The 13614-nt window shown below is 65.8% G+C and carries 16 protein-coding genes; 3 read left to right on the top strand and 13 right to left on the bottom strand.

Annotated features, from left to right (window positions below):
- Nucleotides 1-15: 15 nt before the first annotated feature.
- The 10 genes from A8711_RS18825 to A8711_RS18780 form a co-directional block, all read right to left on the bottom strand.
- A complete protein-coding gene (locus A8711_RS18825) occupies nt 16-450 on the bottom strand; it encodes a hypothetical protein (protein WP_124779027.1) in 435 nt (144 codons plus the stop codon).
- Nucleotides 451-569: 119 nt separating this feature from the next.
- The gene (locus A8711_RS18820) at nt 570-1142 is read right to left on the bottom strand and encodes a hypothetical protein (RefSeq protein WP_069088961.1); all 573 of its coding nucleotides are present in this window, start codon (nt 1140-1142) and stop codon (nt 570-572) included.
- 566 nt (nt 1143-1708) lie between these two features.
- Nucleotides 1709-1990 carry a hypothetical protein gene (locus A8711_RS18815; RefSeq protein WP_043329266.1) on the bottom strand — a complete coding sequence of 94 codons (282 nt, stop codon included), beginning with the start codon at nt 1988-1990 and terminating at the stop codon, nt 1709-1711.
- A gap of 220 nt (nt 1991-2210) precedes the next feature.
- Nucleotides 2211-3416, bottom strand: coding sequence for a tyrosine-type recombinase/integrase (locus A8711_RS18810; RefSeq protein WP_083297052.1), 1206 nt, complete (start codon nt 3414-3416; stop codon nt 2211-2213).
- Nucleotides 3416-3598, bottom strand: a complete 183-nt coding sequence (locus A8711_RS18805; protein WP_069088959.1) for a helix-turn-helix domain-containing protein — start codon at nt 3596-3598, stop codon at nt 3416-3418. Before A8711_RS18805 ends, A8711_RS18810 begins: the two co-directional genes overlap by 1 nt.
- Nucleotides 3595-5349 (bottom strand): replication initiator, encoded by a 1755-nt coding sequence (locus tag A8711_RS18800; RefSeq protein ID WP_069088958.1) that lies wholly within the window; start codon nt 5347-5349, stop codon nt 3595-3597. The genes A8711_RS18805 and A8711_RS18800 overlap by 4 nt, the downstream gene beginning before the upstream one ends.
- Complete coding sequence (locus A8711_RS18795; RefSeq protein WP_069089120.1) at nt 5346-5894, bottom strand: DUF2637 domain-containing protein; 549 nt, start codon at nt 5892-5894, stop codon at nt 5346-5348. Before A8711_RS18795 ends, A8711_RS18800 begins: the two co-directional genes overlap by 4 nt.
- 191 nt (nt 5895-6085) lie before the next feature.
- Complete coding sequence (locus A8711_RS18790) at nt 6086-6340, bottom strand: hypothetical protein (protein ID WP_069088957.1); 255 nt, start codon at nt 6338-6340, stop codon at nt 6086-6088.
- Complete coding sequence (locus tag A8711_RS18785) at nt 6337-7959, bottom strand: FtsK/SpoIIIE domain-containing protein (RefSeq protein ID WP_069088956.1); 1623 nt, start codon at nt 7957-7959, stop codon at nt 6337-6339. The genes A8711_RS18790 and A8711_RS18785 overlap by 4 nt, the downstream gene beginning before the upstream one ends.
- Before the next feature lie 272 nt (nt 7960-8231).
- The gene (locus A8711_RS18780; protein WP_069088955.1) at nt 8232-8633 is read right to left on the bottom strand and encodes a transcriptional regulator; all 402 of its coding nucleotides are present in this window, start codon (nt 8631-8633) and stop codon (nt 8232-8234) included.
- A gap of 136 nt (nt 8634-8769) precedes the next feature.
- On the opposite strand from A8711_RS18780, the gene A8711_RS18775 reads away from it, so the two are divergent.
- Nucleotides 8770-9612: a GntR family transcriptional regulator gene (locus A8711_RS18775; protein WP_069088954.1), complete on the top strand. Its 843-nt coding sequence runs from the start codon at nt 8770-8772 to the stop codon at nt 9610-9612.
- Nucleotides 9609-10298, top strand: a complete 690-nt coding sequence (locus A8711_RS18770) for an HAD family hydrolase (RefSeq protein WP_069088953.1) — start codon at nt 9609-9611, stop codon at nt 10296-10298. Before A8711_RS18775 ends, A8711_RS18770 begins: the two co-directional genes overlap by 4 nt.
- 91 nt (nt 10299-10389) lie before the next feature.
- Here A8711_RS18770 and A8711_RS18765 read toward each other — a convergent pair whose 3' ends face one another.
- Nucleotides 10390-10584, bottom strand: a complete 195-nt coding sequence (locus tag A8711_RS18765; RefSeq protein ID WP_281575159.1) for an AlpA family transcriptional regulator — start codon at nt 10582-10584, stop codon at nt 10390-10392.
- Nucleotides 10585-11043: 459 nt separating this feature from the next.
- Between A8711_RS18765 and A8711_RS31570 the strand changes: the two genes are divergently transcribed.
- Entirely contained in the window at nt 11044-11277 is a 234-nt protein-coding gene (locus tag A8711_RS31570; protein WP_083297051.1) for a hypothetical protein, read from the top strand.
- A 34-nt stretch (nt 11278-11311) separates the two neighbouring features.
- On the opposite strand, the gene A8711_RS31565 is transcribed toward A8711_RS31570, so the two are convergent.
- Nucleotides 11312-13105 carry a caspase family protein gene (locus tag A8711_RS31565; RefSeq protein ID WP_083297050.1) on the bottom strand — a complete coding sequence of 598 codons (1794 nt, stop codon included), beginning with the start codon at nt 13103-13105 and terminating at the stop codon, nt 11312-11314.
- Nucleotides 13098-13499 carry a hypothetical protein gene (locus A8711_RS32085; protein ID WP_141707673.1) on the bottom strand — a complete coding sequence of 134 codons (402 nt, stop codon included), beginning with the start codon at nt 13497-13499 and terminating at the stop codon, nt 13098-13100. Before A8711_RS32085 ends, A8711_RS31565 begins: the two co-directional genes overlap by 8 nt.
- Nucleotides 13500-13614: the final 115 nt, after the last annotated feature.

Genomic DNA, 13614 nt, shown 5'->3' with positions numbered 1-13614 from the left:
CGAAGCACGCTCCCGCTACAGCTCGCCCGCTGCGGCTACCAGGACCACCGGGCCGTGGGTGTCCGACACCCCGACGCCGACACAGATGCTCCGATCTGCAAAGCGCCACACAGCCACATCCGACATGACGCCGAGAAGGAACCCGGGAAGTTCCGGAACGCTCTCTCCCCGCACCATGAGATCCATGTACGGCCGTAGGTCCACGCTCTCGGCTGGTCCCCACAGCCGGCTCAACGCCTCTTCGAGAGAGGCGCAGTCCTGTTCGAAGCGCTCCAGGACCTCAAGAACCTGCACGTTGTCGTCGAACTCTTCGGTGACACTCAGATACAGAGCCAGGAAGTCGTATCCCACCACGGGTAGAGCAGCGGGCCCGGGACTGGGTGGAGGTTGCGTTGCGAGGTCGAGCGTCCGCAGTTCGAGCACACGCCCCACGCAGTCAGCGAGATCCACAGCCGGCACTGTAGGCGAGAACTTCAGGGGCGGTGAGGGGCAGTAGCGGAGTGCGCAGCGGGCACGAGGGGCAGCCGCGCAGAGATCCGCTTCAGCGCTTGGCCTTGGTTCGTTACGCGTCAGCCCACCGTGCCTATGCGTGAACACTTGCTCAGAGCCTCGCGCTCCCAGTCGCTTCCTACGAGAGCGACGGGGTAGCTGACCCTTCTGCCTTGCTTGTCATCGGTCTCGACCGACAACCCTAGCGGCAGCGGCTCTCGCTGGAGGCGTGCGACCGAGCAATCGAACCACAGCTCGACCGCGAGCTGACCGGTGCTGCCAGGCGGTAACAACCGGGGCGATCCGATGCTGTGTATCACGACGCCCGGCCTCTTTGCGTGAACCCGACGAACGGTGATCGGCCCGGGGCCGGCGTTGGCCAACGCCAAATACCCGGACAGTCGGACGGGTCCCGCGGAGGCCGCGCTTCCAGAGTCGGCCGATTGAGGGAAGGCCACGAATGCGACCACGGCGTTCCGCTCCCGCTGATCACGCGAGTCCCGCAGTTGGCTGACACCGAAGCCGCCAAGCACAACGCCGACCACGAAAGCGGCGACGAGCCGCAGGATCATCTTCTGTCTGGCCAGGAGACGGTCATGGACGGTGGTACCCGACCCCGCCGACTGGTGATCGTGGTCGTCCAGGTCGATCACTGCATGCTCCGCGGCATGGACGTCAGCCTAGGTCTCTTCACACCAGCCTCACAGTCCTGTGCCGCTGTTCGATTGGATAGCTCGGTCCTGGCTGCRCATCGTTCTGTGCTATCTGGTCGGTGCCTGTCTGTCGCCGGGGGAATCCTTCAGCCGCGCCGTACTGAAGTTCGCATCCGCCAACTCGTGGCGACCGGCGAACCGGTCCAAGCAGTGATGGAGGGGTTCAAGTTCGGCGATCATGCCACGTACGTGGCTCGTGGCCGAACCTGGAGCGTTCCCTTGGAGAGCGCCTGGGGTAATGGGCCCGGCTACTCGCGAGGCGAAAGCGTCACCATCTATGTGTCGGAGACTGACCCACAGTTCGTCGCGACCAGGGATGGCTACGTGACCAGCAGTGTGCAAACACTCGCCCCGTTCCCGCTGATCGGGGCCGGCATGCTCGTCATACTCCTTGCCGGGCCAGGGCTCGCTACCCGAATAGCTCGTGCGCGACTCAACCAGCTGGTGGGATGACAAAGTCTTTCGGGAGGAAGAGGTCGTGCGTCGCGCTTCGGCGACGGTACGGCTCAGACGAGTGCCGAGGCAGGCAATCCCGTGTCTTCTGCCTCAGGTCGGACGCGCACCCAGCCGAGCTCAGCGTCGACGAGTGCTTGTGCGAGCCGCCGCACGAGTAGCTGTGCCTGCCGTCCGGCGGTGTCCACTTCGACGTCCAGGTGCCAACGCCCGTCGCCTGTGCCGGCACCCGTGACGCTGCCCTCGTCGCCGATGGCCTGCTCCAGGAGGTCTTCCACGTCGTCCCGGTCGACTGCGTCAGGTAGTGGCTGATCTCCGATGATCTCGACGAACATGCGAGGACGATAGCGGGCAGTGCCGCCACCCTCCTGGGCCGTGGTTGGGCCGTCGTTGGGCCGTCGGGGCCGTCACAGGGGCGTCGAACGCCGACCAAGAGCGGGCGGCTCACCTGGTGGGCGACGGACGAGTCGACCTGTACGCCGGATTGTGAAGGGTGCACGCACTCTGAGCAGGCGTTTTACCCTCCTGACACCCTCTCAGGGCGTCGCCAGGGCGTCAGGGCGTTTCGGCGGGGTGGTTGAAGAGGCTGTCGATCGCGTTGCGGGTGCGTTCCTCGCTGGCCGGCATCAGGTGCGTGTAGACCCGGAGCGTGAAGCCCGGATCGACGTGGCCGAGGTACGACGCCAGGGCCTTGATGCTCTCCCCCGCGTCGAGCAGCGACGAGGCATAGAAGTGGCGCAGCGCGTGCATCCCGGTGGCCCGGGTCGGCGTGATGCCGGCCGCGCGTACGGCGGGGCGCCAACTCTTGTCGTCGAAGGTGTGCCGGTTGATCGCACCCCGCCGGGTGGTGGTGAACAGCAGCGGCACCGTCACCCGCTCATCGTCGGCCGGGTTCTCCCATGGCAGGGTGAGCGACACCGGCGGGAAGTCGTCGATGTGCTGACGCAGCACCAGGGCGACGGAGTCGGGCAGCGGTATCCGGCGATCCCGGTCGTTCTTGGGCAGGCCGAAGACAAGCCGGGAGCGCACGAGCTTGACCTGACGCGTGACGTGCACCCATCCGGCGTCAAGGTCGATGTCGTCGACGCCGAGCCCGAGGATTTCGCCCTGCCGCAGACCGCAGCCGGCGCCCAGGTCGACCATCGCCCGGTACCGCTGGGCGAGGCCACCGCGGATTGCCGAAACCTGGTCGTAGCGCAGCGGCACCACCCGACGCTGCACCGGTCGCGGCGGGGTGACCGACTTTGCCGAACACGGGTTCTTGGCGATCCGTTCGTCGTCGACGGCCGCGCCGAGGATGGTCCGCAGGTGCGCGAAAATGACGGCCCGGGTCGCCGGGGCCAGCTTGCCGACCAACGCGGCATCCCACTCCCGGATGTGGCCCGGCTTGATGGCCGCCAGTTGCCGAGAGCCGAAGAACGGCAGCAGGTACTTGCGTACCCGATGCTCGGTCACCTCCCGCGTCGACTCATCGAAGGACCGCGTACGGAGCCACGTCTCGGCGTACTCGGCGAAGGTCATCCGGCCGGCCAGCGGGTCGACGTAGGAGCCGCGCAGCTTGTCCGTCTCTGTCGAGACCATGAACGCCTCAGCCTCGCGCTTGGCCCGGTCCGGGAAGGACTTCTTACGTTCCTTGCCGTCCGGGCCGATGTACCGCACCCGGTAGCGCAGGCCCTTGCCGAACAGTTGCGTCTTGACCCGCTCCTTCCGCCCGCCCTCGTGACGCAGCGTCTTGTACCAGCGGTCCTCGACGTGCCCCATCAGGCCGCCGCCTGCTCACGTACCCAGGCCCGGACCGCTTCCGGCTCGTAGCGCAGGTGTCGGCCGACCCGGGCCGCCGGCGGACCGTACTTGACCTTGCGCCAGCGGTACAGCGTCTCCTGCGGCACCCGGAGGTACGCCGACACGTCCCGAACCGTCCACAGCTCGTCCTTGGCCATCACAGCCCCTCCCCCGTCTTGTCATCCGCTTCCGTCGTCGAGTCGTCGTCGGGGAGCTGGGCCGCGCGGTCCTTGGCGGCGAGCAGTTCGGAGCGCCAGCGGGCGCGTTCGCTGATCGACCGCAGCAGCCGGTGAGCCATCGCCGGCACGTCCGGGTCATCGGGGCGGGCCAGTTCCCAGGCGTGCCGGACCGGTTCGACGGTGGCGCCCTGGTCGTCGACGCCATCGAGTCCGACGGTGACGCCGAGCAGCGCACGCACCCAGGCCCGCACGTCGTGCTTGTGGTCGGAGAGCGTCTTGYCGGACCAGTCGCGGGAGATGAGGATGCGCCGGCCACCGATGCCGAGGGTGTCCCGCTGGTGGACCTTGCCCTTGCAGCGGCCCGGCTTGAGCTTCGCGTGCGCCTTCTTCGGTGCGACGCCGTAGAGCAGCCAGTTCGCGCACCGGTCGGTGCAGGGGGTCACGCGCAGTTCCCGCCACAGCCGGTCCAGGTGTGCCCGTTGCCGGTCGGTGGTCGCCTTGTGGACGTCGCCGGTGTGCTTGGTGATGTACTTCGTGACGTACCGGATGGTTCGCTCGGCGTCCTCGGTGCCGGGCATGACGCCGCGAGCGTCGACCTGGGCGCCGAAACGGACCACGTGCACCGGATCCGCGTCGGGGTCGGCGTCGATGGCGTCGAGGGCTTCCTCCCAGGTGGTCAACGGCTGGCGGGTGTCCGGGTCGACCCACGCCGAGGCGTCCTCGTCCCACACCGGAGGCCGCTCGACGCTGTACCGCTGAACGTCGACCGCCGGCCACCACACCTGGTGATAGGTCGCCGCCGCGACGGTCCGCAGGATGTCCCGGGGAATCGTGCCCCGGATGGCGAAGTGCGCGTGCGGGGCGAGACGGCGTTGCGGCTCGACGCAGCCGGCGTACTGGACGTTCCAGCCCTCACACCGCCGCAGGTTCTGCCAGAACCGATCCAGCAGCCGAGGGAAGTGCACCGCATCCCATGCCGCACGGCGGTAGTCGTACCGGTCGGGGTTGAGCGGCGTGCCGTCGGGACGGACCGGACCGTAGGAGTCGAGGGTCAGCGTCAACCACATCGACGGCCGGTAGGTGGCCCCGTCCGCAGCGGTGTACGTCCTGCCGACCGTGCGCGCCTCGACCTTGCGCCGAGGCAGTTCCGGGGCATCCTGCCGCCGCCGGGTGGAACGCTTGCGGCGCGGGCCGGCGTCGTCGTCGCCCTGGTCCTCGTCGCCAGTCGCGTGCGGCGGGGCGACCCGTCCCCGGAGCCCCTCGGCCGCGATCGCCTCTTCCACTTCCCGGATCGCCTCGTCGAGGTCTTCCACCTGGTCCCACTGGCACGCCCGAGATGCCTCGTCACGCGAGAACTCCAGATGTCCGCGCATCAGGACGAGCGCCTTCTGTTCCTCGGTCGCCGGTTCGGGAGGCGGTAGTGGTTCGTCGTCGCGGTGCCAGCCCTCCCGGATCTGGGCCTGCCGCAGCCGGCGGTTCTTCTTCGCGCACGGCGGGCACTTGTCTTCCCGGGTCGCGGCGCAAGGCAGGTCGATGACCTCGGTCAGGCCGGTGTCGAGATCCGTGCGACGCATCGCCAGGGGGCGCACGCAGACGCCGTACTCGGCAGCGATCTCCTTGAGCACGTCCACCGAACGAGGCAGTGCCATGCGGGCCGCCCGCGACCCCGGCCGAGGAGCAGCAGCCGGGGTCGGGGCGGCCGGCACGAGGCCGGGCAGAGTCGGCGCGGTCATCGGATGATCCCGACGACGTGCGGCCGGTTCGACTGCACAGCACCGCGCGGAGGCAGCACCGCCGGAACGACGGGCGACGCCGGCACAGTCGGGCGGACCGGTTCGATCTCGGTGGCTTCCGCCGGCTCGTCGTACCGGTACGCGTCGGGCTGGTCCGGCTCGACAGCCGGCGGCGTGACCGGAGCGTTGGACAGGACGACCTTGACCAGGGCGAGGAAGGCCAGCGACGGCACCGCCGCCACGACCCAGCCCCACACCGACGGATGGGCTTCCGCGACCTGGGCCGCAAGCGACAGCAACGCGAACGCCACCAGCAGCGAGCCCACCAGGCCGACCGGTCGACCCGCGCGACGGCGGGCACGCAACTCCAGACCGAGGTAGATCGTCATCAGCTCGACCGCTACGGCGTTGGCCCAGCCGATCCAGTCGGGTTGGCCGTGGGCGACGGACAGGTCATGGACGTGGGTGAACGCGGCAGCGCCGGCCATCGCGGCGATGGCGAGCAGGATCAGCAGGCGTACGGCGGATTCGGTGCGCTCGGTCATCGCCACTCCCGCAACGGCTTCTCGCGGATGGTCAGGTCGATGCGGATACGCCGGTCGCACATGTCGGGGGCGGTTGACCATCTTGGCCAGGCCGTGCAGGGCGGCGGCAGTCTGGTCAGCCGGGCCGACGAGGCGGATGCGCAGCGGACGACGGAGCCGGTTGACGATGCGGGTGAGGGTGGTCATCACGGTTACCTCCTGGCCGGTCGGATGTCGGTGCGGATGTAGTCGGGCGGGGCGCCGAGCGTGGCGACGGCTTCGGACAGGCAGCGCCACAGCGCCCACGCCTCGTCGGGGGTCAGGGACATCCGTCGCCGGCCCGCACCGACCGCGAGATACACCGGGTACGGGTCCGGCCGATCCGGGTCGACGCGGACCGACACAGCCGTGACCGGTTCGGGGGTGCGCAGCCGGTAGAACCGGCGACCGTTCGCAGGGGTGGTCACCGCGGCTCACCCCCGCCGTCGGAGTCGAGGAGGTTGCGCAGCACGTCGGGCAGCAGCGGCCCGGACGGCTTACGCGGCAAGGGAAGGCGTACCGGTTCGGTGGCGGTTTCCCGGCCGACCTGGGCGAGGATGTCCGACGCGTCAGCCGGCGCCGGGAACCGCTGGGCCATGTCGCGGATGTCGTCGTCGCTGACGTACGAGAACCGGACCCGCATCGGGTCGGGGGTGCCGTCGAGGATTACGTACCCGACACCCTTGGCCCACCGGGGCATCTGATCCGCGAGCGCGCCCCGGTTGCGGGCACCGTCACCAAGGACCATGTCGACCTGTGACGCCTCGGTCAGCCCGAGCGCGATGCGGGTCGGGAACAGGTCCCGAAACGGCAGCACCTCCTTACGCGGGTCCTGCAACGCCGCCACCACCAGCACACCGACGCCGGCACCCTGCGACAGCAGCACCCCAAGCGAGCCGGCGATGCGCTTACGCAGCTCGACATCCTGCAAATAGGCGGTCAGTGCCGCCATCTCGTCGACGACGACCACGACCAGGGGGTCAGCCTCGGTCGGCGTGTGCACCCGAACCGTGCCGGCCAGGCGGGTCTGACGCTCCCGCAGCACGGTCACGGCCTCGTCGAGCAGGTCCGCCATCGCCTCGAACGACTTGCACGCAAACCGGGCGAACATCGGCCGGCCGAGCGCGAACTCCATCCCGCCCTTCGGATCGACCACCCACAGCCGCACCAGCCCCGAGGCGACACCGCCGCCGAGGACTCGGACCAGCGACCACAGCACCGAGCCCTTCCCCGATCGGGTGGCGCCGCCCACCAGGACGTGAGTCGCGAGCAGATGCAGCGACCAGGGACGCAGGTCCTCCCGCCGGGCCAGCGGCAGCGCGGTGAAGTCCGGCACCGCCGGCACCGGGAACGGCGGCACCAGCGTGCGCAACGCATCGGTACGCACCAACGCCACGTAGACCACCGTCGGGCGGTCCCGATACCGCACCCGATCCACCAGCCGCAGCACCCACGCACCCCGACCCGTACGCGTCGGCGGATCACCGGGACGTTCCGCGTAGACCCGGGCGTGCCGCCGGCCGAAGGCGTACGCCAGGTTCGCGCTCACCCGCTGGAACTGCTCCGGCGTCTGCCCCCGGACCATCCGCACCGTCAGCACGTCCAGGGCCTGATCCGAGCGGACCCGCAGCAGCTCAGGGAGAACGTGCCGACGGTCGAACGTCTCCGCGAGCCCGCACAGCGTCATGGCCTCACGCCACACCCGCCGGTAGACGAACACCCGCCGGAACGCCCCCAGCAGCGGACCAGCCAGCCACGCCCACCACGACGACTCATCCCGCCAGCGCCACACCGCCGACACCGCCGACGCGACCACCAGCGGCACCACCCAGCCCGGCCAGCCGAACTCGACGTACAGCCACAGGGCCAGCACCACCGCGCCGGTAGCCACCGGATGCCGCAGGCACCACCACAGCAGCCGCCCGGACCAGCGCAGCACCAGGCCGAGCACCACTGCCCACATCGGCAGCTCGAAGCGCCTCGGACGGAACACGATCAGGTCACCGGCCGAGGTCGTCACCACCTCACCGCGAGGCCGCCCGATCATTTGGCACCCCGCAGCGACACGAACCGACCCGACGCATCCCGCACCGGAGGAAACGGAAGCACGAGCTGCCCCACGCAGCCCTCACACCGGCCATCGGCACCCGTAGCCGGATTGAAGCGGGACTGACACACGCCACACCGAGGCCAGCCACGGCCAGCCGGACGCATACCCTTGGACACGTCACTACCTCTCTCGACAGAGCAGGGGAAAGAGACACAGGGGCGGGGCTGCCGTCCGCCAAGACCTGACAGCCCCGCCCCCACCAGATGCGGCTACGCCGCCGCCTTCTTGTTGCTGGCCACACCGGCTGGAGCGCGCATCGCGGTAGCCCGCAGCGAGTACGCCATCCGGCCGTTGTTCGCCACGTACGGCGTGACGGTCATGCCCTCGAACTCCACCGCCTCGAACGGGGCACCCGTCGGCGGCACCGGCTGGTAATCGGCGGAAATCTTCACCGTCGTCTCCCGCGAGCGCTTCCCAAGCTCCGGGTCCAGGTCCATCACCCGCACCTGCCACACCCGCTGGCCGGTCAGCTTGTCCTTCGCCGGGCTACGCCGGCCCGTCTTCTCGTCGAAGTCCTCGACCTCACCCATCGACTCGGGCACCAACGCGCACCCAGCCGGGAACACGTCCTCACAACGCACGGCGAACCTCGTACCGCCACGCAGAGCCATCGCTCAACCTCCTGATCCCACCTGGCCATCCTGACTAGCCAGGTGACGTTGATCAAAGGTAGGCCGGCTTGGCTAGTCATGTCAATGACAGCGTGGGAACTTTCCTAGCCTGGCTAGTCAGCGGTACCTTCCGTCCATGGCTCTTGACCCAGACGACCCGCGCACACCGTCGCAGCAGATCGCGGCCACACTCCGCGCAGAAATCAAGACAGGGAAGTTCGCGCCCGGTGAGAAGCTGCCGTCGCAACACGACCTCGTCGAGCGATTCAGCGTTGCCCGCGAGACGATCAAAGCCGCCTTGCGGAAGCTGCAAGACGAGCGCCTGATCGTGACCCGTCAGGGCAGCGGCACCTTCGTCCGCGCCAACACCGAGCGCCCGGTAGGACTACGCCCGCACATCGAGCGAGCGTTCGAGGCCACGAACGTCACGATCGACTTCGCCGGCTTCTCCGGAGAGACGCTGTACAACGCGATCCAAGAGACCTTGGACAAGGTCCGGATCGGCCGCCTCACCCCGGAGTCCATCCGGGTACGCGTGCTGATCTCCGACATGACCGCCCCGATGGCGATCCCCTGCCGCGCCGAGGACCAGGCCGACGACCCCGGCATCCGCGCCCGAGCCCGCCGGATCACCGACCGGTCCATCCACGCCGTCACCGACGCCGTCCAGGAGCTTGCCGACCTCGGGCTGGTCAAGACCGCCACCACCGAGGTACGCGTCCACAGCGCCGCGCCCCTGTTCAAGCTGTTCATCATCAACGAGCAGGAAGCCTTCTTCGGCTTCTATCCCGTCGTCGAGCACACCGTCTCTGTGGACGGCAAGCCGATGGCGATCTACGACGCGATGGGCAAGGACGCGATCCTGTTCCCGTTCACGCCCAGCGACGAGGACACCAGCAATGACGCCCTCTACGTCGAGCAGGCCCGCGCCTGGTTCGACAGCCTGTGGGGCACCATCGCCCGCGAGTACGCGTCGTGACCGCCGCCGACCTGGCCAAGGTGATCGACCGCGCCCGAGTGATCCTGCTCGACTTCGACGGTCCCGTGTGCAGCATCTTCGCCCAGCGTCCCGCGCCGACCGTCGCCCACGAGCTGCGCCGGCTGCTCGTCGACCAGGGCGTGACCCTGCCGCCCGAGATCCTTGCCGAACGCGACCCACTCGCCGTGCTGCGCTTCACTGCCACGCTTGGGCGCCCGGCCGTCGTCCGCGTGATCGACCAGGCGATGACCGGCGAGGAAGTCACCGCGGCCCGCACCGCCACGCCTACGCCGTACGGCCGAGAGGTCATCGTTGCCGCCCAGCAGACCGGCCGCCGGGTCGCTGTCGTCTCGAACAACTCGGCTGAGTCCGTCCACGCCTATCTAAGCGCCCGCCGCCTGAGCGGCTACGTACACCCGGTCATCGGACGGCCCGAGGCGGCACCGGAGCGGATGAAGCCGGACCCGTTCCCCGTACTGGAAGCTGTCCGCGAGTTGGGCGCCGAGCCGGCGGATTGTGTACTCGTCGGCGACTCTGAGACCGACATCCAAGCCGCCCACGCCGCCGGGGTGGCCGCCGTCGGGTACGCCAACAAGCCCGGCAAGCGCGAGCGGTTCGCCGCCGCAGAGGCTGTCATCGACAGCATGGCCGAACTGGTGGCTGCGTTCGCCGTCGACGAGCTGTAGCACCCTCCGCACACGAGCGCCCCGGGGATCATCACCGGGGCGTTTCTCGTTGCCTCGGGTCGGAGTACCAAACGCGAGGGACGGCTACGAGCTAGTCCAGGTCCCCGCGCCTGGCAGCGATCCAAGCCTCAACATCCTCAGCAAGCCAGACGTTGCCCATCTGGAGCGTGGCCACAGGCTCAGGGAAGTCGCGCCGGTTGGTGATCTGGTAGACGCGCTGCCGGGAGACGCCGCCGAGCATGGTTCGGATCTCGCCCGAGCCCACCAACCGCAGCTTCTTGCCCATGACGCTGACGCTAGGCATCCGTCGACTAGGCATGTATCAACTTGATGGAGACCTAGTTCATACCCGCTCTAGTCGTTTACTCTTTACGCATGACTAGGTTCAAGTGGTTCCAGCGCCCTGATCATCCGGTCGACTACGTAGCCGGCGAGCCAGTCTCATCTACGCGCAATTTCGAGGAGCAGCGATGGATTGGCCGCGCTGCCGTCCCACCGCCAGAGCCACCCCTGATGACGAAGGCGGGCGCCTGGCGCTCGTCAAAGGCTCTCAAGCGCCGCAACCAGAGGTGAATCATGCTGATCCCACAGCAGCAGCCGGAGCCTCCGTTCAGGGTTCTGATGGCCGGCTATGTCGTCGATTTCCACCACCGCTCCGTCTGCTCGAAGTGCGCCGACGACGGATGCCCGCGCTTGGAAGCGGCTGGCGAGACCCTACGCGCCTGGCGAGACAGGAGGAGCCGACGTGAAGGCCGGTGATGTTCTGCTCATCAGTCGCACGGCAAGTCCTCAATTCGTGCACCCAATCTACTTTCGCTTAATCAGGTTCCGCCACGAACTACACACCTACGACGGCTGGACATGGCTAGATGGCTACCAGCTCGACAAGAAAGGCGAAGCCGCGGTTCGGCGTGAGGTATTTGTAATGCACAACGCTTTGGTTGCAGTCAAGTTTAATGACCGCAAAACACCCGCGTGAATAGACGAAATTACTAAGCCTTCCTTTTAGGGAATTAAGTGCGCGCACGACTCACAGAAGATGTATCGCGAATTGGCATAATCAGCTGGGCATGGCGCGCCTCCTGCGCAGAGGTTACGGCCACCGCCGACTCGGAAGTGTCAATCCCTATTCGAATAGTCGAAGAACGAAATCCCTCCAATGCATTGAGTAAATAAGATGAATTAAGAGTGATGCGCGAATGTCGACCGTTCACGACGGCTGGCACCACGAAAACCTCGCGGAAATTCGTTGAATCTCGTATTCGAACCCCGTCCGCGACTAGTCCATACTCCAAAGTGACAGCCGGGAGATAATCTCCAACAGCAAGGCTAATGATTTTATTTAACGCCTCAAGCAGTGCAGCTCTGCTAACTTCAATCGTCGTCCGCTTTGGTTCAAGCTTGATTAGTCGGCGAAGAGGCGGGTACGAGTCAGGCGATAAGTGGCAATCAAACGCAATAAATTTATTTCCAGAAACCACTTCAACCCGATGCAAGTCAGCGATCAACTTAACCTCTGCGCTTTTTCGGAAAGCTCGCAGAGAAAGGATGTCGAAGCCGCTCAACAAGCCTTGAAAATCCCCACCACCGTTAAGTGTAGGCAGGTCAAGGAAGGCCATCTGATACTTGTCAGTCGCCATCAACTTAAGCGATCCGCCCTCGTATTCCACAAAAACATTTTCAACCGCTTGCTCCCGCTCAGAGCGGTAATAGGGGCCGTTGTAAACACTTACAACATTGCTCATTATTTCCGCTGCTCGCGCCAGCGCCTCACCCCCCACAACAGCCCACTTGGCAGAGCCTGCTTTCTCGGCGGAACGTTCTTGAATCTTAAGCGTTCGACGTCGCTGCTTCGGCCCTTCAGCCAAAGCCCGTCTCGCATCATCTCTCACGATCGGATGTTCGTCAGCACGAAGTTTACGAAGCAGTCTCTTAGCCGCCGACGACCTAGCATGGTCTCGGCTATACATTTGGCCTTCGATAATTCGAATTGCCGCCAAGCGAAGCAGATAATGGTGACTTTCTAGAGCAATCGCCACATCATCATCTAAGGAATCAATAGGCCGGGCTACAGCGGGAGCCCGTGCAATCACAATCTCTCCGCTCAGACCCACCAAGTTCAACTCAGGCGTCTGGTCGGAATTTCTTTTCCTAACTTCATTGCTGGCAAATCGATACAACTCGGTGAGCGTAATCCACCCGTCACCGTCAAGATCCGCCATACCAGTCAGTAAGCCATCTGCTAGCGCTTGCGTAAATAGCGATGAGGCCACCTCGTCCTGAGTGTATTCCAGGGCGATCTGAATAGCGCTACTAGCAGTGAGGATCGCGCGCCCACTACCACGCAACTCCTCCGGCATTCCCACCACATTAGTTATCGATTTAGCAACCAGATCACGGCCAAAAGCACCAGAATAACAGCAGTCCAACGCTAACACAGTCTGGCGCGCAGATGTGTCGTTCAATTGCTCTCGCAGGTACCTTCCAGAAAGCGCCGTAGCCGGAAGCGCATTAACATCGGTATCTGGAACCGCGAAATAGAAGCGACCCCCAGCATCCTTAACGCCGTGGCCTGAGAGGTGGATAAAAGCGAGGTCATCAGCTTTGACCTCCGCGAGGACTTCGTGAATTGCAACTTGCGCTTCCCGAAGAGTTGGATTCGATACGATACTCACCTCGAAGTCACCAACTCCTTTTCGACCTAGAGCCCTGGCGAGACGGGCCGCATCAGTCACCGGGGAGGAAAGTCGCGGCAACCTCTGATCATTAAACTCAGAGCACGCAATCAGTAACGCTCTTTTAGGCATCTTCGGCCTGCTGAATAGAAGCCTGCTTGCTGGCGGACTTACCTAGCCATGCCTCGATTACGGCCGCCTGATGTGCAGCCGACGCCGACTTAATTTCCAGCCTTTCGGTTCCCACAGAAAGGGTAACGGTGCGAGCTCGCTGCCGCTCAATCCAATGACTAACGACGTTTGCAACCATCCGCACTGCTTGCAGGGAGGCACCAACGAGAAGGACCGCAGCCGCTGGGTCCAGCGTCGACTTCGGAGTCCAGGAATCTGACGGATGAAGAGCCGGTGCGTTTCGGATCGAGGACTGCATCACTGCGTCAGCGTTGACCAAAGATCCAATAGCTCTGAGGTCATCCCTCAATCCCAAAAGCGCTTCTTCCTCGGACACCTCGATGACGATTTCCACCTGAGAGTAATCATGATTCACAACGACATTATGCCCGTCGACTGCAACTGCCGAATAGCCCTCTTGTAGATCAAGGCACCGCGCTCCGCGCGGTGCGGGGCGGCAAGCCCGGCCG

The sequence above is a fragment of the Micromonospora sp. II genome (genome assembly GCF_001709195.1).
Lineage (GTDB): Bacteria > Actinomycetota > Actinomycetes > Mycobacteriales > Micromonosporaceae > Micromonospora > Micromonospora chalcea.
Note: the sequence above shows the minus strand (reverse complement) of the source record. Positions and strands in the feature narration are given on the sequence as shown.

What these genes read in the sequence shown, in the direction of transcription:
- A8711_RS18795 (WP_069089120.1), bottom strand. Translation starts at nt 5,894, where the DNA reads ATGACCGAGCGCACCGAATCCGCCGTACGCCTGCTGATCCTGCTCGCC.
- A8711_RS18810 (WP_083297052.1), bottom strand. Translation starts at nt 3,416, where the DNA reads ATGGGGCACGTCGAGGACCGCTGGTACAAGACGCTGCGTCACGAGGGC.
- A8711_RS31565 (WP_083297050.1), bottom strand. Translation starts at nt 13,105, where the DNA reads ATGCCTAAAAGAGCGTTACTGATTGCGTGCTCTGAGTTTAATGATCAG.
- A8711_RS18815 (WP_043329266.1), bottom strand. Translation starts at nt 1,990, where the DNA reads ATGTTCGTCGAGATCATCGGAGATCAGCCACTACCTGACGCAGTCGAC.
- A8711_RS18775 (WP_069088954.1), top strand. Translation starts at nt 8,770, where the DNA reads ATGGCTCTTGACCCAGACGACCCGCGCACACCGTCGCAGCAGATCGCG.
- A8711_RS18780 (WP_069088955.1), bottom strand. Translation starts at nt 8,633, where the DNA reads ATGGCTCTGCGTGGCGGTACGAGGTTCGCCGTGCGTTGTGAGGACGTG.
- A8711_RS18785 (WP_069088956.1), bottom strand. Translation starts at nt 7,959, where the DNA reads ATGATCGGGCGGCCTCGCGGTGAGGTGGTGACGACCTCGGCCGGTGAC.
- A8711_RS18765 (WP_281575159.1), bottom strand. Translation starts at nt 10,584, where the DNA reads ATGGGCAAGAAGCTGCGGTTGGTGGGCTCGGGCGAGATCCGAACCATG.